The sequence below is a fragment of the Mycobacterium sp. UM_Kg27 genome (genome assembly GCF_000972905.1).
Taxonomy (GTDB): domain Bacteria; phylum Actinomycetota; class Actinomycetes; order Mycobacteriales; family Mycobacteriaceae; genus Mycobacterium.
On sequence record NZ_JRMM01000062.1, the window covers coordinates 1 to 23473 of the forward strand.

General features: G+C 67.8%; 25 protein-coding genes. 10 read left to right on the top strand and 15 right to left on the bottom strand.

All coding sequences use genetic code 11. The features are described from left to right. The coding region (gene recA / locus LI94_RS11545; protein ID WP_046301273.1) for a recombinase RecA at positions 1–999 on the bottom strand (999 nt) is incomplete at its 3' end. Between the two features lie 191 nt (positions 1000–1190). Further along, positions 1191–2417 (bottom strand): oxygenase MpaB family protein, encoded by a 1227-nt coding sequence (locus LI94_RS11550; protein ID WP_046301274.1) that lies wholly within the window; start codon positions 2415–2417, stop codon positions 1191–1193. A gap of 71 nt (positions 2418–2488) precedes the next feature. Here LI94_RS11550 and LI94_RS11555 point away from each other — a divergent pair, with 71 nt between their 5' ends. Beyond that, positions 2489–3139, top strand: a complete 651-nt coding sequence (locus LI94_RS11555) for a TetR/AcrR family transcriptional regulator (RefSeq protein WP_024441205.1) — start codon at positions 2489–2491, stop codon at positions 3137–3139. Here the strand turns inward: LI94_RS11555 and LI94_RS11560 are convergent. After that, entirely contained in the window at positions 3130–3324 is a 195-nt protein-coding gene (locus tag LI94_RS11560; protein ID WP_024441206.1) for a DUF3046 domain-containing protein, read from the bottom strand. The two genes, LI94_RS11555 and LI94_RS11560, sit on opposite strands and share 10 nt — an antisense overlap. A 9-nt stretch (positions 3325–3333) precedes the next feature. Then, entirely contained in the window at positions 3334–4506 is a 1173-nt protein-coding gene (locus LI94_RS11565; protein ID WP_024441207.1) for a nucleotide disphospho-sugar-binding domain-containing protein, read from the bottom strand. 42 nt (positions 4507–4548) lie between these two features. Here LI94_RS11565 and LI94_RS11570 point away from each other — a divergent pair, with 42 nt between their 5' ends. Together LI94_RS11570 and LI94_RS11575 are read left to right on the top strand one after the other, a co-directional pair. Next, on the top strand, positions 4549–4995 hold the full coding sequence (locus LI94_RS11570; RefSeq protein WP_024441208.1) for a limonene-1,2-epoxide hydrolase family protein: 447 nt from the start codon (positions 4549–4551) through the stop codon (positions 4993–4995). Between the two features lie 10 nt (positions 4996–5005). Continuing rightward, positions 5006–5428 carry a DUF5313 domain-containing protein gene (locus LI94_RS11575; RefSeq protein WP_036457371.1) on the top strand — a complete coding sequence of 141 codons (423 nt, stop codon included), beginning with the start codon at positions 5006–5008 and terminating at the stop codon, positions 5426–5428. On the opposite strand, the gene LI94_RS11580 is transcribed toward LI94_RS11575, so the two are convergent. The 4 genes from LI94_RS11580 to pgsA form a co-directional block, all read right to left on the bottom strand. Beyond that, positions 5425–6261, bottom strand: a complete 837-nt coding sequence (locus LI94_RS11580; RefSeq protein WP_024441210.1) for a hypothetical protein — start codon at positions 6259–6261, stop codon at positions 5425–5427. The genes LI94_RS11575 and LI94_RS11580 overlap by 4 nt on opposite strands. Positions 6262–6265: 4 nt before the next feature. Next, entirely contained in the window at positions 6266–7090 is an 825-nt protein-coding gene (pspA, locus tag LI94_RS11585) for a phage shock protein PspA (RefSeq protein WP_024441211.1), read from the bottom strand. Positions 7091–7195: 105 nt separating this feature from the next. Continuing rightward, positions 7196–7546 carry a transcriptional regulator ClgR gene (gene clgR / locus LI94_RS11590; protein ID WP_024441212.1) on the bottom strand — a complete coding sequence of 117 codons (351 nt, stop codon included), beginning with the start codon at positions 7544–7546 and terminating at the stop codon, positions 7196–7198. 94 nt (positions 7547–7640) lie between these two features. Further along, on the bottom strand, positions 7641–8228 hold the full coding sequence (gene pgsA / locus LI94_RS11595; RefSeq protein WP_081654471.1) for a CDP-diacylglycerol--glycerol-3-phosphate 3-phosphatidyltransferase: 588 nt from the start codon (positions 8226–8228) through the stop codon (positions 7641–7643). Between the two features lie 31 nt (positions 8229–8259). On the opposite strand from pgsA, the gene LI94_RS11600 reads away from it, so the two are divergent. Beyond that, complete coding sequence (locus LI94_RS11600) at positions 8260–8808, top strand: amino-acid N-acetyltransferase (protein ID WP_046301275.1); 549 nt, start codon at positions 8260–8262, stop codon at positions 8806–8808. Positions 8809–8814: 6 nt separating this feature from the next. Here LI94_RS11600 and LI94_RS11605 read toward each other — a convergent pair whose 3' ends face one another. Continuing rightward, entirely contained in the window at positions 8815–9324 is a 510-nt protein-coding gene (locus LI94_RS11605) for a YetF domain-containing protein (protein WP_024441215.1), read from the bottom strand. 182 nt (positions 9325–9506) lie between these two features. Here LI94_RS11605 and LI94_RS11610 point away from each other — a divergent pair, with 182 nt between their 5' ends. Beyond that, the gene (locus tag LI94_RS11610; protein ID WP_046301276.1) at positions 9507–10871 is read left to right on the top strand and encodes a wax ester/triacylglycerol synthase family O-acyltransferase; all 1365 of its coding nucleotides are present in this window, start codon (positions 9507–9509) and stop codon (positions 10869–10871) included. 6 nt (positions 10872–10877) lie between these two features. Here the strand turns inward: LI94_RS11610 and LI94_RS11615 are convergent, their stop codons facing one another. Beyond that, a complete protein-coding gene (locus LI94_RS11615) occupies positions 10878–13466 on the bottom strand; it encodes a DNA translocase FtsK (protein ID WP_082105736.1) in 2589 nt (862 codons plus the stop codon). Positions 13467–13600: 134 nt separating this feature from the next. Here LI94_RS11615 and LI94_RS11620 point away from each other — a divergent pair, with 134 nt between their 5' ends. Together LI94_RS11620 and LI94_RS11625 are read left to right on the top strand one after the other, a co-directional pair. Then, positions 13601–13915, top strand: coding sequence for a putative quinol monooxygenase (locus tag LI94_RS11620; RefSeq protein WP_046301277.1), 315 nt, complete (start codon positions 13601–13603; stop codon positions 13913–13915). Beyond that, positions 13912–14745: a mycofactocin-coupled SDR family oxidoreductase gene (locus LI94_RS11625; protein ID WP_046301278.1), complete on the top strand. Its 834-nt coding sequence runs from the start codon at positions 13912–13914 to the stop codon at positions 14743–14745. Before LI94_RS11620 ends, LI94_RS11625 begins: the two co-directional genes overlap by 4 nt. A 9-nt stretch (positions 14746–14754) precedes the next feature. Here the strand turns inward: LI94_RS11625 and LI94_RS11630 are convergent, their stop codons facing one another. The 5 genes from LI94_RS11630 to LI94_RS11650 all read right to left on the bottom strand — a co-directional run bounded on the left by LI94_RS11630 (position 14755) and on the right by LI94_RS11650 (position 19879). After that, positions 14755–16431 carry a ribonuclease J gene (locus LI94_RS11630; RefSeq protein ID WP_024441220.1) on the bottom strand — a complete coding sequence of 559 codons (1677 nt, stop codon included), beginning with the start codon at positions 16429–16431 and terminating at the stop codon, positions 14755–14757. A gap of 7 nt (positions 16432–16438) precedes the next feature. Further along, a complete protein-coding gene (gene dapA, locus LI94_RS11635; RefSeq protein ID WP_231383997.1) occupies positions 16439–17287 on the bottom strand; it encodes a 4-hydroxy-tetrahydrodipicolinate synthase in 849 nt (282 codons plus the stop codon). An 85-nt stretch (positions 17288–17372) separates the two neighbouring features. Then, positions 17373–18137, bottom strand: coding sequence for an FAD-dependent thymidylate synthase (gene thyX, locus LI94_RS11640; RefSeq protein WP_024441222.1), 765 nt, complete (start codon positions 18135–18137; stop codon positions 17373–17375). Positions 18138–18167: 30 nt separating this feature from the next. Beyond that, a complete protein-coding gene (locus LI94_RS11645; protein WP_046301279.1) occupies positions 18168–19217 on the bottom strand; it encodes a polyprenyl synthetase family protein in 1050 nt (349 codons plus the stop codon). Beyond that, positions 19214–19879 (bottom strand): hypothetical protein, encoded by a 666-nt coding sequence (locus tag LI94_RS11650; protein WP_024441224.1) that lies wholly within the window; start codon positions 19877–19879, stop codon positions 19214–19216. Before LI94_RS11650 ends, LI94_RS11645 begins: the two co-directional genes overlap by 4 nt. A gap of 133 nt (positions 19880–20012) precedes the next feature. Between LI94_RS11650 and LI94_RS11655 the strand changes: the two genes are divergently transcribed. The 3 genes from LI94_RS11655 to LI94_RS11665 form a co-directional block, all read left to right on the top strand. Beyond that, positions 20013–21440: a hypothetical protein gene (locus tag LI94_RS11655; protein WP_152664808.1), complete on the top strand. Its 1428-nt coding sequence runs from the start codon at positions 20013–20015 to the stop codon at positions 21438–21440. Beyond that, the gene (locus tag LI94_RS21890; RefSeq protein WP_052739922.1) at positions 21437–21940 is read left to right on the top strand and encodes a hypothetical protein; all 504 of its coding nucleotides are present in this window, start codon (positions 21437–21439) and stop codon (positions 21938–21940) included. The genes LI94_RS11655 and LI94_RS21890 overlap by 4 nt, the downstream gene beginning before the upstream one ends. Continuing rightward, positions 21937–23473 (top strand): adenylate/guanylate cyclase domain-containing protein (locus LI94_RS11665; RefSeq protein WP_046301281.1); only part of this gene is annotated, 1537 nt, incomplete at its 3' end. The genes LI94_RS21890 and LI94_RS11665, both read left to right, overlap by 4 nt.

The window sequence follows — 23473 nt, forward strand, 5'->3', positions numbered from 1 at the left end:
AGATGTGTATAAGAGACAGAGTGAGCCCAGTACGACTTCCCACTGCTGATCGCTCAGCAGAGCCGGCTGAGCCAGCATCACACGGTCACCAACGCAGATGTCTTCAGCTTCTCGCCAACCGCCAGGAGTTCGGATGAGGTGGTTGCGGGTCATCGCCAAGCTAGCGTGTCCACGCCCCGTTCCGCCCCCTGCTCGATCAACCTTGAAGTGCAAAAATTCTTCGGTCTTACCGTTGTTGAACCAGTTGATTACTCGCCGTGGCTCGATACGCCCCGTTTCAAAGTCATAGGACAAGACCTCGACATCCATCTTCTGATTCACAATCTTGCCGAGCTTTTCCGTCGACCCGTCAGCCAGAGTGACATTGGTGTACCAGGATCCACATCCGAACATCACCCCGATCTTCTCCCGCAGCTGGTTGATGAAGATGGCGGTGGTGCCCGAATTGTTCAGTGCGCCGGTCATCTTCCGCAGCGCCTGGCTCATCAGCCGGGCCTGCAGACCGACGTGGCTGTCCCCCATCTCGCCTTCGATCTCCGCGCGCGGCACCAGGGCGGCCACCGAGTCGATGACCAGGATGTCCAGTGCGCCGGAGCGGATCAGCGTGTCGGCGATCTCCAGCGCCTGCTCCCCGGTGTCGGGCTGGGACACCAGCAGCGAATCGGTGTCCACGCCAAGCTTCTTGGCGTATTCCGGGTCCAACGCGTGCTCGGCGTCGATGAACGCCGCGATGCCGCCGGCGGCCTGGGCGTTGGCCACCGCGTGCAGCGCCACGGTGGTCTTACCGGAGGACTCTGGGCCGTAGATCTCGACGACCCGGCCCCGGGGCAGGCCGCCGATGCCCAACGCCACGTCCAGGGCGATCGAGCCGGTCGGAATGACCGAGATCGGCTGACGCACCTCGTCTCCGAGGCGCATCACCGAGCCTTTGCCGAAGTTCTTGTCGATCTGGGCCATCGCCAGTTCGAGTGCTTTTTCGCGATCGGGCGCTTGCGCCATGATGCCTCTCCTGTGGTTCGGTAGTTCGGTTGACCGGTTCTCGGTCGGTTGGCCGTGACGCTAGCGACGGGGTCTGACAGACCCGCAGGCCGCCGAACGAACTGCCTCCACAGTAGGCGAACGAATGTTCGAATCAAGTCCGACACGCGGCGTGTCGGCGTGTCGACTTTCGCCGCGCGGTTAGGTCACTGCTAGGCCACCGCCATGACGTGCGCGGAAGCCCCGATCGTGGTGTCTGCGGCGCCCATCATGGTGCGCATGAACGCCTCTTGCTCGCGCCGCCCACGCCGCCCCGCGCGATCCAGCCCACCAGGCAGGGTCAGGGCGGCGGCACTGCGGGCCAGGTTCACCGGCAGCCGCAGCAGCGGGTACCACGGCAGCACGAAGGCCGGCAGGCCCAGCTTGCGCATCGTGCGCGGCCCGAGAAAGCTGCTGGTCAACGACAGATGCTGGGCGCGCGCGATACGGCGCCGCACGCCGGTCATGGCACGGAACTGCCATTCCAGCGGATCGTCGGCCATCGGAGCCGCCAGCTGTTTGGTGGTCTCGTCAGGGGCGGAGAGCGCACCGAGGGTCTGATAGAGGATGCGGATGCCGTCCCGGAAGCTGCTGGGCAGCCAGTCCTCGCGGACCCCCATCAGCCAGCCGACATAGCTGGTCAGGTGCGCAATATCCTCCAGTTCGCTCGGCGACATCACGATTCCCAGCGCCAGCCCGCCGGCCGGTGGCGCGATCAGCGCTCCCACCAGGGTGGCGGCCATGTCGGTCTGATTGACCGGCAGACCCCATTCGTCACTGCGCCAGTCCGGCAGCGCGGCCACGTGCCGACGCACGTACTCATGGATCAGCCGGACCCGGATGGTGGCCTGATAGCCGACGCCGAGTGGCTCCAGTCCCCCTTCGGCGCTGACGTCCAGCGCCCATTGCAGTGTCTCGGCGAAGCGCTTGTTCGAGCCCTTCTCCAGCACACCGGTGCGCAACAGCGTTTTGTTGAACGAGGAGAACTGGTAACCGCCGAGGAACGACACGTCCCGGGCGATGTAGGTGCCGTCAGCCCCGCCACGGCGCAGAGCCCGCTGGCCCCGCCGTACCCGAGCCAGATCGACCCAGTCCGGGATCGGCTCGAACTCGCCGAAGAACTCGCGCAGCGGCGCAGGCGCATCCGGCACGCTGTCCAGGCCGTGGGCCAGTATCTGTTCGAAGATCGGCCGCGTCTCGGCGGCTCCGGTACTCGACATCCACTCGACCAGTCGCTGCATCGGTTCGTCTCCGGCAGTCAGGTCTTCGCCGATCTTGCGCCACCGCTCGGGCGTGGGTTTGGCGATCGCCAACGCGGTCGCCAGCACGCGAATACTGACCGGAACGGCACCGGGTCCAGCGGGGTGACGGGTGGGGACGGTCAGCGCGGATGCGTTCATCGGGCGGCCTCCAGCGTCATTTTGGATAACAACCGTATTCCGAATCTACGGCCGCTAGTAGGGTGATGTCAATGAAACGCCCTGAGGTGGTGCGTGACTACGGCGGAATCAGCGCGGTGGACCGCCGCGCCGAGCGCCGTAGCAAGCTGCTGGCCGCCGGGCGCCAGATCTGGGGTGAATCCGGCATCGGCGAGGTCACGGTCCGCGGCGTCTGTACCGCGGCCGGGCTCACCCCGCGCTACTTCTACGAGCAATTCCCCAGTCGCGACGCGCTGTTCTTCGCGGTCTCCGACGACGTCCGCGACCAGTTGCTCGAAGCGATGGTCACCGCCGGTATCGGCGACCCCGGCACACTCGCCGACAAGCTGCGGTCCGCGCTGACCGCATTTCTCGACCTCATTGCCGCCGACCCCTGCATCCACCGCATCGCCACCAGCGACCTGTCGGCGATCCCGGGACTCAACGAGCACCGTGCGGGCATCCTCGACATGATCACCGATGCGATCGTCGAACATGCCCCCGGCGTTCTCGACGGTCAGAATCTCGCACCGCAAGAACTCCGCCGCGGTGCCCTGTTCATTGTCGGCGGCGTCAACCAGATCATCGAAACCTGGCTCGCCGATCCGGTCGAGACCACGACCGAGCTTGCCGCGATCTGCTCAGACCTCTCCGTCGCCCTGGTGCGCAGCATCGTGGCCCGCAGCGATCAGTCTCACCACTGATCGCGCGGCACGTCGAAGTCGGAGCACAGCGCCCACCACACATCACGAGGCTCCACACCGTCCTCGATGGCCTGCGCCGCGGTCCGTCCGCCCACCGCGGCCAGCACGTGATCTGCCAGTACCGAGGCGCCATAGGCGGTACCGAAACGCATCGCGACCCGTTCGTGGAATTCGGTCAGGCGCACACACCCAACCTACCCAGTGCCTGACAGCGCCTGGTGGCACACCCGTACCGGATCGGCGACGTCGGCGGCCGTGACCGCAGCCCGCCGCGCGGCATCGCGATAGCCCGGCGACGCCAACACGGCGCCCACCGCGTCCGCCAACGCCGGCCCGGTCAACGGCCGGATCAGCCGCCCACTGCCTTGGCGCACCACGCGATTGGCGATCTCCCACTGGTCGCCGCCGCCGGGCACCACCACCAGCGGCACCCCAGCCAGCAGCGTCTTGGCGACCATGCCATGCCCGCCGCCGCAGACGACCACGTCGGCGTGCGTCAACAGCTCGTCCTGGCGCCCCAACCCGGCGACAGCCCACGACGGCAGCTCCAAGGGTGCACCGCCCAGCCGCGACACCGCCAGCCGGGCGCCGTCGGGCAGGCCGGCACCGGGCACCAGATGCTCCACGGCGAGCTCGGCCAGCCCGGCAGCTCCGGTGGATGCCGTAGACGGCGCCACCACCACCAGCGGGCCCGAACCCGGCGGCACGGCCAGCACCTGCTCGGTCGGCTCGAAGTGCAGCGGCCCGACGACAACGGCCTCCGCGGGCCAGTCCGGCCGGGGCACCTCGAGCGCGGGCAGCGTGGCGATCAGGCGCCGCAGCGGCCCGGGGTCGTCACCCGGCAGACCGATACCCACCCGCGCTTGGGCGCGCTGGCGCAAACCGCTGCGCACCGACCGTGCCGTCAACGAGCGCATCAGCGTGTCCCGCAGCCGGCCGCGCACCCCGGTGCCCGGCGCCAGCCCACTGCCGATCGGCGGCAGCCCCTTCGACGGCAGATACAACGGGTGCGGACTGAGTTCAACCCAGCCGATGCCGAGCAGCTCGGCGGCCATTCCCCCACAGGCCGTGATGACGTCGGAGACCACCAGATCCGGCGCCAGAGCCCGCAGCTGATCGCGGTTTTCCACCGCCATCCGCGCCGCCCGGTAATGCAGCTTCGCCCCGTCGTCGGCGTCGTCATCGGCGGCGGTGGGATCGAGCCCCAGCAGCTCCGCGGCGTCCACCCCGGCGGCCCGCGCGGTATCGAGCCACTGCACCCCGGTCAGCAGCGTCGGCGTGTCTCCGGCCGCCGCGAAGCGCTGGCACAGGGCGATCGCCGGGAACGCGTGACCGGGATCTGGCCCGGCAACCACTACGACTCGCATCGGCCTACCGTGCCACAGCCCCACGGGCCTAGGGTGGCAGGCATGACCGAACTGACTGGCCAGCCGAACGCTGTCGAGGCCACCGCCAACATCCGCATCGTAGAGACCTTCCTCGAAGCCCTGCGCGATGAGGACCTTGACACCGCGGCGGCGGCCCTCGCCGAGGACGTGGTGTACCAGAATGTCGGACTGCCGACCATCTACGGCCGCAGCGCCACCATCCGGGTGTTTAAGCGGATGGCCGGCCGGGCGGGCTTCGACGTGAAGATTCACCGCATCGCCGCCGACGGCTCGTCAGTGCTCACCGAGCGCACTGACGTGCTGACGTTCGGACCGCTGCGCCTGCAGTTCTGGGTGTGCGGGGTCTTCGAGGTGCATCACGGCCGTATCACGCTGTGGCGCGACTATTTCGACTTCCTGGACATGTTCAAGGCGACGCTGCGGGCGGTGGCGGCCACCGTGTTCCCGGCACTGCGGCCGACGTTCTAGGGTCAGCTCTGTGCGTCAAGTTTCAAAGCCTCAGCGCCCCAGCCCGATCCAATACCTCCGGTACTGCTACGGGCGCCCGCTGCCCCCCACGCTGCTGGACTGGGTCCGCAATGACCTAGCGGGCCCGGGGGCCACCGTCCGGATGATCATGCGCGCCGTCGTGCCGACGACCCTGATCCTGATCCCGTTCTGGTTCTTGCCGGCGGACTTCATGACGCACTTCACCATGACGTTTCCGATCTGGTTCATGGTGATTCTGTTCGCACACGCGCTCAACAAGGTGTGGCGCACGCACATGCTGCGGATGCACGGCCTGAACCCGGAGCTCGCCAACGCACGTAAACGCGAGCGCGACGCCCACATTCACCGGGCCTACGAGGAACGCTACGGACCGCGACCGGAATCGGTCGATCAGCGCAGCGACGACATCTAGACGACCCGGGGCAACTCGGCCAGTTCGTCGAAGGCCTGCGCCCAACCCAGCATCTTCTCGGTCGCACCGGCCAGCTCCTCGCGGTAGCGTCGCTGCGACATCGGGGAATTCGCCGGATCGCCGGCCGACGTGGTCGAGCCGTCGTTCGCCGACGCCACCAGTTGCGCTGCGGCGGTGACCATCTCGTTGTACTGGCGTACACCGGCGCTGAGCTGAGCGGTAAACGCGTTGATCGTCGGCACCAGATACTGACGGGACTGCACGCTGTGCTGCACGGCACGCTCCATGGACACCACCTCAGCGGCGGTGGCCGCCATGGTGGACGCGGCGCGGTTGACCGCGGCCGTAAGTTCGGTGATCTCATCGGCGGGCAACAGCCGGCCCCGCTCAAGCACACCCAGTAGCGAGACCATCCCCCGCTCGGAGGCGCCCAGCGCGTACATCGCCGGCCGGGCCGCCGACCCGGGCGGCGGCAGGCGCCGCGCCGCGGTGGAGCGCACAGCCGGCAACGGCGCCGCGCGCAGCCAGCGATAGCGCAGCAGCAACAGCGTCGCCGGCGCGGAGGCACCCGCGGCCACCAGCCCGGTGATCAGCAACACCCACGCCGGCGTCGACCACGACGCCAAAACGGCGGTCGCCAACGTCCAGAATCCGCACGTGACGGCGAAGAACAGGCCCAGCCGCAGCGCCCAACGGCGCTTACGCAGCATCCTGGCCCTCGGGTCGGCGATGGCACCCAGCTTGTCGGCGAGCAGGTCGGCGGCCTCACTGGCTCGGTCGACGACACGCTGCAGCAGTGGGTGCCGTGCGCTACCTCCCAGTGTCGCGGCCACCTGACTACCGTCCCAGCGGATTCTCGGGGGTGGGGTTGGTGCCAGATTGCGGGGTTGCCGGAGTGGCCTGGCCCGCGGCGGTGGTAGAGCCACCCGCCGGCAGCGACTCGCCCCGCATGGACGCCCGGATCTGCTCCAGCCGGGAATGACCGGCCATCTGCACACCTGCCTGCTCGACCTCGAGCATCCGGCCCTGCACCGAGCCCTGCGCCAACTCGGCTGCCCCGATCGCATTGGCGTAACGCCGTTCGATCTTGTCGCGCACCTCGTCGAGGCTGGGAGTGGTTCCGGGAGCAGCGATCTCGCTCATTGAGCGCAGCGAGGCGCTGACCTGCTCCTGCATCTTGGCCTGCTCAAGCTGGCTGAGCAGCTTGGTGCGCTCGGCGATCTTCTGCTGCAGCACCATGGCGTTCTGCTCGACGGCCTTCTTGGCCTGCATCGCCGCGGACAGCGCCTGGTCGTGCAGCGCCTTGAGGTCTTCCACGCTCTGCTCGGCGGTGACCAGCTGGGCGGCGAACGCCTCCGCGGCGTTGTTGTACTCGGTGGCCTTCGCGGCGTCGCCGGCGGCTGTGGCCTGGTCGGCCAGGGTCAGGGCCTGGCGCACGTTGACCTGGAGCTTCTCGATGTCGGCCAGTTGCCGGTTCAGACGCATCTCCAACTGCCGCTGGTTGCCGATCACCTGCGCCGCCTGCTGGGTCAGGGCCTGGTGCTGACGCTGCGCCTCTTCGATCGCCTGCTGGATCTGCACCTTGGGATCCGCGTGCTCGTCGATCTTCGAGTTGAACAGCGCCATCAAGTACTTCCACGCCTTGACGAACGGGTTGGCCATCAGTCAGCTCCGTCTGCTTGTTTCCAGTGTTGTGGCTCTACCGCCGGTACCGGTGATCAATTTATCGGGTCGACGGTGCTCGGGTGGGTGTTCAGCCCGGGCGCGTCACGCCGAGGCTACCGATGCCAGCGTCCGAATCGGCGGGATCACCACCTTGGTGCCGGCGTCGATGCGGGTCACCTCGCCGCTGCGGGCGTTGCGCACTGCCAGTTCGGCCCGCTCGGCCTGCGCCAGCCGGGTTCCGGCGTCGAAGAGCACCGTCGACAACGGGATCCGCAACGCCGCGCAGATCGCGTTGAGCAGCTCGCTGGACGCTTCCTTGCGGCCCCGTTCGACCTCCGAGAGGTAACCCAGACTGACTCGCGCCGCGTCCGACACCTCACGCAGCGTGCGGCCCTGAGAGGTCCGGGCTTGACGCAGCACCTCACCGACCGACTCCCGCAGCAATGTCGTCATCGTGCACTCCCCTCACGGGTCAACCTTGGATAACCGAACAGTCACCAAGGTCAACGTGCGCGGCACCCGAATGGGTTCCCGGATTCGGCAGTTTTCATGCGGCGCCGCGCAGGTCGGTCACCGCCGAAACGATGTAGTCCAGGCCGGTCAGTACCGTCAGGACCACCGCCGCGGTCATCACCGTCCAGGCCGTCACCAGCCAGGGACCTTGCAGCGGCAAGACGAGCAGGCCGATACCGACCGCCTGCACCAGGGTCTTGAGCTTGCCGCCGCGGCTGGCCGGGATCACCCCTCGGTGCAGCACGGCGAACCTGAGCAGGGTGATCCCGATCTCGCGGACCAGAATCACCACCGTCACCCACCACCACAGGTCGCCCAGCATCGACAGGCCGATCAGCGCCGCGCCGATCAGCGCCTTGTCGGCGATCGGGTCGGCCAACGTGCCGAACTCGGTCACCATGCCGTAGTTACGGGCCAGGGCGCCGTCCAGCCGGTCGGTGATGATGGCAACGGCGAAGATGACGAATGCCGCGATACGGGTCTTGGGATCGTGGCCGCCCTCGGCGAACAGCGCCAGCAGGAAGACCGGGACCAGCCCCATCCGCATGACGGTCAACGCGTTCGCGAGGTTGACCACGGGGACATGCGTCACCGCTGGACCGGTCTTTGGCTGTCCCGACACGGAGGTCAGAATATCTGTTGCCCTGCCCGAAATGAGAAACCGATACTGTGCAGCTGTGAATCTTGCGGCAGATCCACCGGCGGGGCAGCCTGTGGTCCGGCGTGCCCGCACCTCGGACGTCCCGGCGATCAAGCAGCTGGTGGACGTCTATGCCGGCAAGATCCTGCTGGAAAAGAACCTGGTAACGCTGTATGAGGCGGTCCAGGAATTCTGGGTTGCCGAGGACGCCGATCAGCAGGTGGTGGGCTGCGGCGCGCTGCATGTGTTGTGGTCCGACCTCGGCGAGGTCCGCACCATCGCGGTGGACCCGACCCTGACCGGTCGCGGTATCGGACACGCGATCGTCGACCGGCTGCTTCAGGTCGCCCGCGAACTGCAGTTGCAGCGGCTGTTCGTGCTGACCTTCGAGACCGAGTTCTTCGCCAGCCACGGCTTCACCGAGATCGACGGCACGCCGGTGACCGCGGAGGTGTTCGAGGAGATGCAACGCTCCTACGACGTCGGTGTGGCCGAATTCTTGGACCTGAGCTACGTCAAGCCCAATACCTTGGGCAACACCCGGATGTTGCTGGTCCTCTAGCCTCCCCTAGTCACTGACGAGATCGCGTGCCCGGCGGGGGGCGCCGATGAGAAAACTGAACTGTCCGTCGGATTCCATCCGACCCTCACGGACTACTGACAGGTCGGCGATCCCCTGTTTGCGCGCCTGCTCGCGGACCTGCTCCTCGGTGATCATCTCTTTGCGCATATTGGCGTAGAGGAAGGCGCCGTCGTAGATCACCAACAGCGGCCCCGGTCGCAGGACCCTCGCCACCGAAGGCCAGCGGTGCGCCATCCAATTCAGCAGGTAGGACCAGCCGATGATCACCCCGACCAGCAGGATGCCGTCACTGATCGATCGGTAGCCACCGGCCATCCCGTTCTGCGCCGCGTCGGCGATCAACACCACGACGATGAGATCCGTGATGCCGTTGGTGCCTGCCTCGCGTTTCAGTACCACCCGCAGCAGCGCATATATCGCGATGTAGATGACGGTTCCGCGGATAAAGATCTCCGAGGGCGGGGTATCGAAAGCGAAAAGTCGTGCCCAATCCACGTGGCGAGATTACGCGCGATTCCGGCCTGGGAAAACCGCTGGTGTCCGGTCCGTATCCGGTCCGTGTCCAGCATGTGTCTGGTGGGTGCCACGGCCGCCGAAACCGGGGACTTCCGGCCCTGCCGCGCGCCGGCGGAACAGGAGATAGTGGTACTGACAGTTGCAGACAACTGGAGGTAGCCGTGGCCGAGTACCTGAGCCCCCTGAACGCCGGCTTTCTGGGCGTCGAGGATTCCGACCACAACGTCAGCATGGCCACCGGAACGCTGGCCGTCCTCCACGGTCCGGTTCCCGACCACGCCTCGCTGCAGACAACGCTGGCCGAACGCCTGCGCGCCTGCCCGCGGTTCGGGCAGCGCCTGGTGCGCCATGCTTTGGACCTGAGCGCACCCGAGTGGGTGGACGACCCCCACTTCGACCTCGCCCACCACATCGGCCGGGTAGCGGCGCCCTCCCCCGGCGGAGACGCCGAACTGCACACGGTGGTTGCCGACGTGATGTCGTGGCGGTTGGACCGCAACCGTCCGCTGTGGGAGATCTGGGTGATCAGCGGTCTCAGCGGTGACAGGTGGGCGCTGCTGATGAAGGTGCACCACTGCATCGCCGATGGCACTGCGGCCGCACACATGCTGACCGGCTTGTCCGACAACGGGTTCGCCCATTTGGCGGCCCACGCCGCCGCGGCGCCGCGCGAAGCGGCGCAGCCCCCGCGCAGTCGGCCGGTGCTGGACCTCAACCCGGTGCATTGGATGTACAACCTGCGCGGCGCGGTGGAACTCGCGACCGGCTTGCTGCAACCGAGTGCGTCGTCGCTGAACGGTCCGATCACCAGCCGCCGCCGCTACAGCGCAGCACGGGTTCCGCTCGGCGACATCGAGCAGGTCTGTCGGGTCTTCGATGTGACCGTCAATGACGTGGTGCTGGCAGCCCTGACCGAGAGCTACCGCGACTTCATGATCCGTCGTGGCCAAGTGCCCCAATCCGATTCGCTACGCACTCTGATACCCGTTTCGGCCGGCTCTGCCGATGCGCCGGGCAATCCCGACAACCGGGTGTCGTTGCTGTTGCCGCGTCTGCCGATCGAGGAGTCAAACCCGGTCAAGCGGTTGCTGGCCGTGCGCTCCCGGCTGGCGCAGGCCAAAGCCGGCGGGCAGCGGCACGCCGGACGCGCGATCATGTCGGCCGCGGGCCTGCTGCCCGTCGCATGGTCGGCCTGGGCGGCCCGGTTGCTCGGACAGGTCCACCAGCGCGGCGTGGTGGCGTTAGCGACCAACGTCCCCGGCCCGTCAGAACCGTTGCAGATCATGGGGTGCGACGTGGCCGCGGTGCTGCCGGTACCGCCGATCGCCATGCAGCTTCGCACCGGCGTGTCGGTCCTCAGCTACGCCGGGGAACTGTTCGTCGGGATACTGGCCGACTTCGAGTTCGCTGCGGTCGACGAACTGACCCGTGGGTTAGAGGCCGCGGTGGCCCGGCTGGTGGCACGCAGCAAGCGGCGCAAGCCGTTGCGCGACTGGCATGGTCTGGCCTTGGTGCACAGCGCGTAACCGCGACTAGAACTCGTCGTCGCCGTCATCGTCGGGGGCGGCGCCGCCGCGGATCAGCATCAGCGTCGCGGCCAACTCATCGGGCTTGACCAGCACCTGCCGGGCCTTAGAGCCCTCGGAGGGGCCGACGATGTCGCGGGTCTCCATCAAGTCCATCAGCCGGCCCGCCTTGGCGAAGCCGACCCGCAACTTTCGCTGCAGCATCGAGGTGGAACCAAACTGGCTCGACACCACAAGTTCGACGGCCTGCAGGAAGACATCCATGTCGTCGCCGATGTCGGGGTCGACATCGGCCCGGTCGCCGCTGGGCTTCACGACGGTGACGCCCTCGGTGTACTCGGGCTCGGCCTGGTCCTTGCAGGCGCTGACGACGGCCTGGATCTCCTCGTCGGAGATAAACGCCCCCTGCAGCCGGATCGGCTTGTTGGCGCCCATCGGCAGGAACAACCCGTCGCCCATGCCGATCAGCTTTTCGGCGCCCGGCTGGTCGAGGATGACTCGGGAATCGGTGAGCGACGACGTGGCGAACGCCAGCCGAGACGGCACATTGGTCTTGATCAGACCGGTGACGACGTCCACCGACGGCCGCTGAGTGGCCAGCACCAGGTGGATGCCGGCGGCGCGGGCCTTCTGGGTGATCCGCACGATCGCGTCCTCGACGTCGCGCGGTGCGGTCATCATCAGATCGGCGAGTTCATCGACGACCGCGAGGATGTAGGGGTAAGGCCGGTAAACCCGTTCACTGCCCAGTGGCGTGGTGATCTCGCCAGAGCGGACCTTGTCGTTGAAGTCGTTGATGTGGCGCACCCGGGACGACTTCATGTCCTGGTAGCGCTGCTCCATCTCCTCGACCAGCCAGGCCAGCGCCGCGGCTGCCTTCTTCGGTTCGGTGATGATCGGGGTGATCAGGTGCGGAATGCCTTCGTACGGCGTGAGTTCCACCATCTTCGGGTCGATCAGGATCATCCTGACCTCTTCGGGGGTGGCGCGCGCCAGCAGCGACACCAGCATCGAGTTGACGAAGCTGGACTTACCCGAACCGGTGGAGCCGGCCACCAGCAGGTGCGGCATCTTGGCCAGGTTGGCGCAGATGAAGTCACCCTCGATGTCCTTGCCCAGTCCGATCACCAGCGGATGGTGATCGCCGCGGGTGGACGGCGCGGTCAGCACGTCGGCCAGTCGCACCAGTTCGCGGTCGGTGTTGGGCACCTCGATACCGACGGCGGACTTGCCCGGGATGGGGGCGAGCATCCGCACACTCTCGGTGGCCACCGCGTAGGCGATGTTGCGCTGCAGGGCGGTGATCTTCTCGACCTTGACTCCGGGCCCCAGCTCCACCTCATAGCGGGTGACGGTGGGACCGCGGGTGCAGCCGGTGACCGCCGCGTCGACTTTGAACTGCTCCAGCACCGAGGTGATCGCATCGGCCATCTGGTCGTTGGCGGCGGTGCGCGTTTTCGGCGGGTCCCCGGCGACCAGCAGACTCAGCGCGGGCAGCGTGTAGGGGCCCTCCACCACCCGGTCGAGGACGACTGTGGCGTCGGTGGGTTTGGCCGACTTGGGTTCCTTCGCGGCCTTTCGGCGCACGGGTTTGACCGGGGGCGCCGGCGCGGGGGGCTCTTCATCGAGCGGGTAGTTGTCCAGCGGGGTGCGTGATTGCCAGTCCGGGGCGTCGTCGACTCGAGCGTCCGGATCGAGGGTGCCGAACCGGCTGGTGCCGCCGGCCTGGTTGCCGACTCCGGTCTCGCCGGCGTCGACGTCCTCGGCGCCGTCGTAGTCCTGGCCGTAGTCCTGGTCGTCGTCGTAGTCGTAGTCGTCGTAGTCGTCGTAATAGCCGTCGTCGTAGTCGCCGCGGAACATCGTTCGCAACGTCTCGGGCGCCTCACGCAGGGTGGTCCCGGTCAGCAACAACACGCCGAACAGCACACCGATGCACAACAACGGCGCGGCGATCCACGCCGTGAGTCCGTCGGCGAGCGGGCCGCCGATCGCGAACCCCACAAAGCCGGCGCCATGCAGACGGCCGTCGGGGCTCTGCGGTGCCCCCGACCACAGGTGCCACAGCCCCAGGATCGGCAGCCCGATCATGGCCGATCCGAGGATTAGCCGGGGCCGGTTCTCCGGGTCGGGTTCGGTGCGCATCAGCAGCACGGCGCCCGCGGCGGCCAGCAGCGGGAGCAGCACCACCGCTCCGCCGATCACGGCGCGCAGACCGGTGTCGATCCACGCCCCGACCGGCCGGGCGGCATCCAGCCAGCAGCTGGCGGCGGTCACCACGGCAAATCCCAGCAGAGCCAGCGCGATGCCGTCGCGGCGATGGCCGGGGTCGATGTCGTGGGCGCGGCCCACCGAGCGTGCCGCGCCGCCAGCACCCTTGGCGACCATCAGCCAGGTGGCGCGGGCGAGGCGTCCGCAGGCCATCCCGAGCGCCACCGGAGCCGAATGCTGCCGGGTGGAGCGGCGCGGCTTGGCTGCCGGGCGGGACCGAGCGGGCCGCGAACCACCCTTGGCGGTGGCCTTGGAACCGGCTTTTGCCCTGGTCGTTCGGGTACCGGAACGCGCGGGAGCCCTACTAGCAGCGGTCTTACTAGCCATAGCGGCAAGCCTAGTCGCAATTACCCCATCTGCACCATAAGCCACACTGGCCCCGACGGATCGGTTCAGGGCGCATTGGGCCACAGGCTGGGTAGGGTGACCGGTGAATCCCCTACCTGCCAAGGAGTCGCAATATGCCCGTGGTCGTCGTCGCCACCTTCGCCGTCAAGCCGGAATCGGTCGAGGCCGTCCGCGAGATCTGCACCAAGGCGGTGGCACAGGTGCACGAAGAACCGGGCTGCCAGTTGTACTCCCTGCACGAGGCCGACGGGTCGTTCGTCTTCATCGAGCAGTGGGCCGACCCCGAGGCCCTGAAGGCTCACTCGACCTCGCCTGCCTCCGGCGAACTGTTCGGCAGCCTCGGCGAGCACCTGGCCGGCGCGCCCGAGATCAAGCTGCTCAACGCTGTACCGTCGGGCGACCCGGCTAAGGGCCAATTGCGGCCGTGACGTCCCGACCCTCGGACGGTGCCCTGCGCGGGAAAGTCGCGCTGATCACCGGCGCGGCCCGCGGCCAGGGCCGCGCCCATGCCCTGCGACTGGCCGCCGACGGAGCCGACATCATCGCTGTCGACCTGTGCGAGCAGATCGACAGCGTGCCCTATCCGCTGGCGGACGCCGAGGACTTGGCGGCCACGGTCAAGCTGGTCGAAGACACCGGCGCGCGCATCGTGGCCCGCCAGGCCGATGTGCGTGATCAGGTGGCGTTGGGCGCCGCAGTGCAGGCCGGCATCGACGAGCTGGGCCGGCTGGACATCGTGGTGGCCAACGCCGGCATCGCCCCGATGGCCGCGGCCGACGGCTGGCACGACGTCATCGACGTCAACCTGACCGGGGTTTACCACACCATCGAGGCCGCGATTCCGCCGATGATCGACCAGGGCGACGGCGGGTCGATCGTGCTGATCAGCTCGGCCGCCGGCCTGGCCGGCATCGGCAGCCACGATGCCGGGGCCATCGGTTACACCGCGGCCAAGCACGGGCTGGTAGGACTGATGCGGGTCTACGCAAACCTGCTGGCGCAGCACAGCATTCGAGTGAATTCGGTGCACCCGGCCGGAGTCGACACCCCGATGATCAACAACGACTACGTCCGGGGTTGGCTGGCCGACCTCGCCACCGCGACAGGTACGCCACCGGACATGGGCAATGCGCTGCCGGTTCAGGTGCTGGAACCGGAGGACATCGCCAATGCGGTGGCCTGGCTGGTATCCGATGCGGCCCGCTACATCACCGGCATCACCTTGCCCGTCGACGCCGGGTTCATCAACAAGAGGTAGCCCGTCGGCTCAGACCTCGATCACCGTCGGCACGATCATCGGCTGACGCCGGTAGACCTCGCCCACCCACTTGCCCACCGTGCGGCGCACCGCCTGAGCGATCCGGATCGGATCGGTGACTTGCTCTGCGGCAAGTGATTCCAACTCGGCCTCGACCTTGCGGGCCGCCGGCTCCAGCGCCTTGGGGTCTTCGGAGAAGCCGCGCGAGTGCAGGTACGGCGGCGCAACCGGCTTGCCCGTCCCACGGCGCACCACCACCGTGACCGCGACGAATCCGCTGGACAGGATCAACCGCTCCCCCAGAGTCGCATCGCCGACATCGCCGTCGACGAGCCCGTCGACGAACATCTTGCCGGTCGGCACAGCCCCGGCGATGCGTGCCTGACCGGCGATCAGGTCCACACTGACCCCGTTCTCGGCCAGCAGAATGGATTCCTCCGGCACCCCGGTACGGACGGCCAGCGCGGCGTTGGCGCGCATCATCCTCCAGGTGCCGTGTACCGGCATCACGTTGCGGGGCCGAATCCCGTTGTAGAGGAACAGCAGTTCGCCGGAGTAGGCGTGCCCGGAGACATGGACGCGCGCCTGGGCATTGGTGACCACCCGGGCACCGATCTTGGCCAGTGCGTCCATCACGCCGTACACGGCTTCCTCGTTGCCGGGAATCAACGACGACGACAACACCACCAGATCGCCGGCGGTCAGCGTGATGGACCGGTGCTCGCCTCGCGACATCCGTGACAGCGCCGACAGCGGTTCACCCTGAGTACCGGTGGTGACCAGCACCACCTTCTCCGGCGGCATCATCTCGGCTGCGCCGATGTCGACCAGATCCGAGTCCGCCACCCGCAGGAAGCCCAGGTCCTTGGCGATGCCCATGTTGCGGACCATCGACCGGCCGACGAACGCGACTCGTCGGCCCAGCGCGACCGCGGCGTCGACGATCTGCTGGACCCGGTCCACGTTCGAGGCAAAGCAGGCCACGATCACCCGGCCCTCGGCGCCGCGGATCAGCCGGTGCAGGGTGGGGCCCACTTCGCTCTCGCTGGGACCGACACCGGGAATCTCGGCATTCGTCGAGTCGCAGAGGAACAGGTCCACGCCCTTGTCGCCCAGGCGCGACATCCCGGGCAGGTCGGTGGGCCGCCCGTCCGGGGGCAGCTGGTCGAGCTTGATATCGCCGGTGTGCAGCACGGTCCCCGCGCCGGTGTGGACCGCGATCGCCAGTGCGTCCGGGATGGAGTGGTTCACCGCGAAGTACTCGCATTCGAACACCCCGTGGGTGCTGCGCTGGCCTTCGGCCACTTGGACGAAGACGGGCTTGATGCGGTGTTCCCGGCACTTGGCCGCGACCAGGGCCAGGGTGAACTTCGAACCGACCACCGGGATGTCGGCCCGCAGTTTGAGCAGGAACGGGATGGCGCCGATGTGGTCTTCGTGGGCGTGGGTCAGCACCAGCGCCTCGACGTCGTCGAGCCGGTCTTGGATGTGGCGAATGTCCGGCAGGATCAGGTCGACGCCGGGCTCATCGTGGCCCGGGAAGAGTACGCCGCAGTCGATGATCAGCAGCCGGCCGAGGTGTTCGAAAACGGTCATATTGCGGCCGATTTCGCTGATGCCGCCGAGCGCGGTGATGCGCAGGCCGCCTTCGGTCAGCGGACCCGGCGGGGAGAGATCGTCAGTCACCCGCGCCTCACCCGAGGACGGACGCGGCGCGCATGTCGATGGCGAGTTCGTCGACCTCGGCGGCGGACGCCGGGACCATCGGCAACCGCGGGTCGCCGGCCTCGAACCCCTGCAACCGCAGACCGGCCTTGACGAAGGTCACTCCGCCGATGCGACCCATCGCGTTGGACAGCGAGGCGATCGAGACGTTGATCTTTCGGGCGGTTTCCACGTCGCCGGCCGCGAAGGCGGCCAGCATGTCGCGCAACTGCGCGGCCGCGAAGTGCGAGATCACGCTGACGAATCCGGTGGCGCCCATGGCCAGCCACGGCAGGTTGAGGGCGTCATCGCCGGAGTAGTAGGCCAATCCGGTCTCGGCGATGATCTGCGCTCCGGCGTGCAGATCCCCCTTGGCGTCCTTGATCGCGACGATGTTGGGGTGTTCTGCCAGTTCGAAGATGGTGTCCGGTGCGATCGGCACTACCGAGCGGGCCGGGATGTCGTAGAGCATGACCGGCAGTGCGCTGGCGTCGGCGACGGCGGTGAAGTGCGCCAACAGGCCGGCCTGCGATGGACGCGAGTAGTACGGCGTCACCACCAGCAGGCCGTGCGCGCCGACCCCGGCGCAGGCCTCGGCGAGGCGCACGCTGTGCTCGGTGTCGTTGCTGCCGGCCCCGGCGATGATGCGAGCACGGTCACCGACCGCCTCGACCACCGCACGCAGCAGCGTGAGCTTCTCGTAGTCCGCGGTGGTCGGCGACTCGCCAGTGGTGCCCGAGATCACCAAACCGTCGCAACCGGCGTCGATGAGGCGATTGGCCAGGCGCACGGCGGCATCGGTGTCCACCGAGCCGTCCGCGCCGAAGGGGGTCACCATGGCGGTCAGCACGGTGCCGAACTGCGCCCTGGCGTCGAATCCGCTGCTGCTCACGGCCCCAAGATTACCTGGCCCCCAGAGTTGCTCAGACCTCGGTGGCGAGCGGGCTGGTCGCGACTTCGGTGCCGTCGGCCAGCGCGCTGATATGGAAGTCCCCGAACGCCGCCGGAGCCACGTCGGTGAGCTGCCGCAGGCACTCGACGGCCAGCCGGCGGATCTCGACATCGGCGTGCTCGCTGGCCCGCATCGCGATGAAATGCCGCCAGGCCCGGTAGTTGCCCGTCACCACGATGCGGGTCTCGGTGGCGTTGGGCAGCACGGCACGAGCGGCCTGCCGGGCCTGCTTGCGCCGCAGCGCCCCCATGGTCTCGACGGCCTGGCCCGCCGCGAATTTGGCTTCCAGCCGGGCCAGCAGTTCGACGTAGGCGGCGCGACTGGCGTCTGCGGCGTCGGTGAGGATCTGCTGAAGTTCGGGATCGTCCTCCATGCCGGGAGGAACCACGACCCGCGAGTCCGGCTCCGGCACGTACCGCTGCGACAGCTGGGAGAACGAGAAGTGCCGGTGCCGGATCAGTTCGTGAGTGGCTGACCGGGAGATGCCGGTGATGTAGAAAGTCACCGAGGCGTGCTCCAGCACCGAGAAGTGCCCGACGTCGATGATGTGCTGCAGGTAGCTGGCATTGGTGGCGGTTCGCGGGTTGGGCTTCGACCAGCTCTGGTAGCAGGCCCGACCGGCGAACTCGACCAGTGCCGCCCCACCGTCGGCATCGGTGCTCCACGGCACGTCCGGCGGCGGAGTGAACTCGGTCTTGGCAATCAGTTGCACGCGCAGCGGCGCCGTCTCGGCCACAGCACTCACCTTAAGCGTGCCGGGCCTGTGTCAGCGCCAACGCGCCCACACGTAGGGCACCAGCGACCGCAGGAACTCCAGATCCGGGCCGGGGCGGGCCTCGGCGAATGCCCGCTCGAAGTACTCCCGGGCCGCCAGCAGAATGCCCTCGGCGTACTGGCGGGTGAACGCGATGCTGCCGTAGTCGTCCATCAGAGTTCGCACCCGTCGCACCAGCGCGGCCGAGCGCTGTGACCGACTGCGGTGCAGATAGTCCGCGAGCAGGTCCCGATCGGGCCTCCGCGCCACGGTCAACAGATGGATCAGCGGCAGCGTCCGCTTCCCTTCGTAGAGATCGCCCAAGATCTCCTTGCCGTAGATCCGTTCGTCGCCGGCCAGGTTCAGCAGGTCGTCGCGGATCTGAAACGCGGCGCCGAAATGAAACCCGAACCGCACCAGCGGCCCCAGCTCGGCGGTGCCACGCGATCCCACGATCGCCCCCACCCGCAGCGGGTGGATGGTGGTGTACCAGCAGGTCTTGTGCAGGATCAGATTCAGATAGTCCTCGGGCCGCAGATCATCGACATTGTCGGCCTGCCAGCCCACTTCGATCGCCTGCCCCTCCAGTGTCCGCAGCGCCATGGTGTCGAACTCAGCCCACACCAGTTCGGCCAGATCACGGTCAAGCTGCCGGGTTGCTCGCCGCAGTACCTGCCCGGCGACCAATGCCAGTGCATCACCGGTGTTGATCGCCGTCGCCATGCCGTACATGGCGCCCAAAGTCGGCCTGCCCCGGCGCATTTCACTGCCATCGGCGACGTCGTCGTGGACCAGGAAGGCGTTGTGCAGCAACTCGATCGCGACGGCGACACCGAGTAACGCGTCGGTATCCGCGCCGAAAGCCCGGCCGGCGGACAGGCATAGGGCGGGCCGCAGCGCCTTGCCCGGCCGCTGGGGGTATGCCCGCAGCGGTGCATACAGCCACTTGGCGGGCTCACCGTCGGGCAGGGCGTCGAGCATGGCGCGGCGGACAATTCTGGCGACTTCACCCAAGCGCTCATCGACCCCGGCCACCGATTCGCGGTCGGCGATGTCGGTCACGACTCTTGCGCCGCGACGGTGAGCACCACGGGCAACCACAGAGCCGGGCACCCGATCGCCAGCAGGGTGCCGCGGTAGGTACCGGGGCAGACGTCGGGGCCCACGTCGACGGTGATCTGCACGCCCCGACTGGACCGTCGCGGCATCGGCACCACGGCGGGGTCGATTCGCACCGCGCCGGCGTCGATCGCGCGGCCACCGTGACCGAGCAACTCACCGCAACGCAACCGGACCGCCACGCGGTCCTCGGACTCCCGGTTGTGCAGCCACACCTCGCCGGTGGCCGAACCCGGCCCGGTAACGGACAGCGTCAATGCGTCCTTGGATGCTGATGCATCGAGTTCCAGCGCCACGGACCCGTCCGCGCCGGGTGGCCGGACCGGCTGCGACCGAAGCAGGAACTGCCCGGCCGCCGACCACCAGGCCCGGGTCAGCTGTTCCCACTGCGGCAGCCCGGTCGGCTCGGCCCCATTGCCGTGTTCGGCAGAGCCGCGGTCCGGCGAGATCTCGGCCGCTTGTGCGAATCGATCGATGATTCGGCGAGCCGCCCGGAATCCTTCAGCCTGGATGGCACTGAGGGCGCGCGCATTGGCCGCGGGATCGAAAATTGACGCCCACGGCAAATCATCGATAGTGCCGTCACCGAATGTTTTGTCAGCCAACCGATTCCCTCCTTAAGGAAATCAGCCTTACTCTGCTAAAAAATACGCTTTGCCAAGCTTGCCGGTAAACGACCCGAACGCCGTATACTACCTGCTTAATCGGGAGATCGGAGGCCCAATGGTGGCGACCGATATGGCAACTGCTGCTCAATCTCTGCTGGCGCTTTACGGCGCTCTCGATCAAGCGGTCATCAACACCGGAGACCCGGAAATCGAAGCCACTGTCGAGCGTTATCTTCCGGGCAGCACCGGAGCTAATGCCGGGTGGTACGACGAATTGCTCGGCTTCCTGGGCCAGTCGCACGATTTCGACCCCGAGCGGCCCGAATCACCGGCGGTGCCCGATTTGAGCCAGGCATTGACCGTCTTGCAGAACCAGGCGACAACGCCGGCCCGGTCTCAGCCGATGACCGACGCCGGCCCCTTCGCCGCCGCCGCCGCGCCGCAGCCCGCGCAGCTGACGTCGGTTGAGTTGTCCCGCATGGTTTATGCGATCGGTGCGTTGAGTCACCTGCCGTCTTACTACCCGCCGGGTGAGTGGGACGCGGCCTTCACCCAGACTCTCGCCTTGGCCGGAGCCGGCGACGGAGCCGAACTGCTCGAGATGCTGCGCAACGAGTTCGGCGGCCGCGACGACTGGACGCAGGTGGTGTTGTCGGGTTCGTTGAACGCCGACGTCGCCGTAGTCCCGCTGTGCAACGCCAAACCCAAGTGGGTGCGCGGGCGGCTGTGCGTGGTGCTGACCACGGAATTCAGCAGCACGAAGGTGTCGCTGAACGACCTGAAAGACGTCATCGACCCGCTGAACTGGGCGCGCTGCCTGCCGTTCTTCTGCGCGATGGACGCCATGCCGACCCGCCCCGACGGCTGGAGCCGGGTGCTCGAACACTTCAGCACCACCTGCGGGATCGCCGGCATGCCGCAGATGCGGACGCCGCTCAAGTACTGGAAGGGGCCCGCGGTCGGCGCCCCGGTCCCCAAACCCACGGCCTGGGTCGACTACACGCTCGACGACGACCCGGCGCCCGGGGAGCACGGCGACGGCGCCATGGTGATCGACGAAGGCTTCATCCGGATGACGTCGACAGTCGACGATCCGACGCTGCACGGTGTGCAGGTGCGCACCAGGAAAGTCGTGGGCTTCCGCAACCTGGGCTGGTTTCCCACCGCCCTGTTCGCATGCGTGCTGGGTTACGGCGACCAGGGTGTCGAGATGTTGCTCGGCGGCGTGGCCAAGCGGGCGCAGGAGGGCCCGGCGGGTTGGACCCCGTGGCAACCGTCCACACCGACCGCCGGCCAGCAGGGTGGCCCGACGGCGCCGGCGCCCCCGGCCGAGCCGGACCCGACGCAGCGGGCGATCACGGTGGCCATCGAGATGCTCGACGAATGCATCGACGAGATGTCGCAGCGCAGCGCGGCGTTGGCCGCCAAATACGCGAGCGGCGTACCTCCGGTCGAGGAGTCGATCGCGTTCGCCGCCGATCTGACCGCCCGGCTGGTGACCGACCCGTGGCGCTACCTGCAGCGGATGCGCACTCCACCTCAGGGCGGTGGCGCATGAAAGACATCACCGAGGGCATTCACCAGTACGCGCAGCGGTCGCGACAGCTGGTCGACCAGGCCGGAGCCATCGTGCGCGACGCGGACCAGCGGATCGGCGAGGGCACGTTCGGTTCAGCACAGTGGGCGCAGTCGGTCCGCCAACTGGTCAATCTGGTTGCCACCGCGGGTTACGAGATGTCCGGCGCCGTGCTGGCGCAGTGCGGCGCGCAGTGCTCCGACGTCGAGCTCTCCGAATTTCTCGAGGCGCCGCCGGGTCCCGGATACGAGCGGGTGCTGTCGGTCGCCGCACCCTTCGTCGCCGAGGGAACCTCGTACGCGCTCCCGCCGCAGGCACTGGTGTTGGTACCGGGTGTGCTACGGCCCTATGCCACCCGATTCCGGGTGGGGGTGCGCGGGCCGACTTACGTCAGCGGCACCTATCGCGGCCGGATTCGGTTGGCCTGTCTGCCGCCCGCCACCGCACCGGCCCAGATAATGGACGTCATCGTCGACCTATGAGCGTCAGCGAGGAGCCCGCCGAGATCGACGAACTGCTGGATCACGCGATTCAAGCGGCGAACAGCGGCGACCGCGCCACCGCCAGCGCACTCGCCGAGCAGGTGCTCACCGTCGACATCGGCAACCAGGACGCCGAAGACCTGCTCTGCGCACCACTCGCGGGCTCCGGTGAACTACGCAGGCTGACGATACTTTTCGCTGATGTGGTCAACTCGACAGCATTGTCGACCCGAATCGAGCCGGAGATCTATCGGACGGTGATCGGCCGCTACCGCCAGCAGGTCGACGAGATCGTGAACCGCTATGAAGGCCACGTCTTCTCCACCAAGGGCGACGGGTTGCTCGCCGTGTTCGGCCACCCCAGCGCCCACGAGAACGACGTGCGGCGAGCGGTACAGGCCGGCCTCGACATCACCCGCGAAGTGGACCGCCTCAGCGATCGGGTGCGAGCGCGGTTCGGTTTCGACATCGCAGTCCGGGTGGGCGTGCATCGCGGCATGGTGTATCTCGATGTGACACAGGACGACGTGTACGGACTGGGCGCCAACCTGGCCTCTCGCGTCTCAGGCCTGGCCCCGCCCGGCGATGTCGTGGTGTCGGCGGCCGTGGCACCGTTGGTGGCCGGCCACTTCGAGCTCGAGGCCCAACCGGCTCAACCGGTCAAGGGCATCGACGAGCCGGTCGAGCACTATCGCGTCGTCAAGGAACACGTCGGCCGCTCTCGGGTTCCGCTGGGCCGGCTGGTCGGCCGCGACCTCGAGCTCACGCACCTGCGAGACGCCTGGAATCACGCCCGGCACGGTGTGTTGAGCGTTCCGGGGATCTGCTTCAGTGGCGAGGCGGGCATGGGCAAGAGCCGATTGGCCACCGCCGCAGCAGAACTGGCCGAACAGTCCGGCAGGCCGGTGCTCGCCCTGATCGGATCGCCGTTTCACGCCGACGCCGGGCTCCACCCCATTCGCACCCTGCTGGAACAGCGGGCCGGGATCGAGCGGACGACGGCACAATCCGACCGGCTGCGACTTCTCGAAGACGAGGTCACGGCGCGCGGCTTGGATCCGGTCACGATGGTGCCGTTGTTGGCTGCCGCATTGGAGATTCCGGCCGAAGGTGGCTATCAGCCCACCCGGGCCGAGGGCGCCAAGCTCTACGGGCAGGTCATCGAGGCCGTAGTCGGCTACCTACTCGCCTGCGCCGGTGCCGGGCCGGCGGTGCTGTTGGCCGAAGATCTGCAGTGGTTCGACCCATCGACACGCGATGTGGTCGCGTCGTTGCTCGCGACCGCCCCGGGAACGCTGCTCATGGTGTTGACCGCCCGCGAGCTGAACTCGCTGCCGGATCTGCCCCAGCTCAAGGTGTTCGAGCTCGCACCGTTGACGGCGACACAGACCGATGAGTTGATCGCAGTGCTGAATCCTGCCCTGCCCGGCGCCGAACGCGCCGAGGTTCAGCGGCGCTGCGACGGTGTGCCGCTCTATATCGAAGAGGTGGTCGCCAAGTTGCACGAGCAGCCGCAGGACGCGGCGGGGGGGG

What these genes read in the sequence shown, in the direction of transcription:
- pspA (WP_024441211.1), bottom strand. Translation starts at nt 7,090, where the DNA reads ATGGCCAACCCGTTCGTCAAGGCGTGGAAGTACTTGATGGCGCTGTTC.
- LI94_RS11570 (WP_024441208.1), top strand. Translation starts at nt 4,549, where the DNA reads ATGACCGAACTGACTGGCCAGCCGAACGCTGTCGAGGCCACCGCCAAC.
- LI94_RS11620 (WP_046301277.1), top strand. Translation starts at nt 13,601, where the DNA reads ATGCCCGTGGTCGTCGTCGCCACCTTCGCCGTCAAGCCGGAATCGGTC.
- LI94_RS11565 (WP_024441207.1), bottom strand. Translation starts at nt 4,506, where the DNA reads ATGCGAGTCGTAGTGGTTGCCGGGCCAGATCCCGGTCACGCGTTCCCG.
- LI94_RS11615 (WP_082105736.1), bottom strand. Translation starts at nt 13,466, where the DNA reads ATGGCTAGTAAGACCGCTGCTAGTAGGGCTCCCGCGCGTTCCGGTACC.
- LI94_RS11555 (WP_024441205.1), top strand. Translation starts at nt 2,489, where the DNA reads ATGAAACGCCCTGAGGTGGTGCGTGACTACGGCGGAATCAGCGCGGTG.
- LI94_RS11600 (WP_046301275.1), top strand. Translation starts at nt 8,260, where the DNA reads ATGAGAAACCGATACTGTGCAGCTGTGAATCTTGCGGCAGATCCACCG.
- LI94_RS11655 (WP_152664808.1), top strand. Translation starts at nt 20,013, where the DNA reads ATGGCAACTGCTGCTCAATCTCTGCTGGCGCTTTACGGCGCTCTCGAT.
- LI94_RS21890 (WP_052739922.1), top strand. Translation starts at nt 21,437, where the DNA reads ATGAAAGACATCACCGAGGGCATTCACCAGTACGCGCAGCGGTCGCGA.
- dapA (WP_231383997.1), bottom strand. Translation starts at nt 17,287, where the DNA reads ATGGTGACCCCCTTCGGCGCGGACGGCTCGGTGGACACCGATGCCGCC.
- LI94_RS11550 (WP_046301274.1), bottom strand. Translation starts at nt 2,417, where the DNA reads ATGAACGCATCCGCGCTGACCGTCCCCACCCGTCACCCCGCTGGACCC.
- clgR (WP_024441212.1), bottom strand. Translation starts at nt 7,546, where the DNA reads ATGACGACATTGCTGCGGGAGTCGGTCGGTGAGGTGCTGCGTCAAGCC.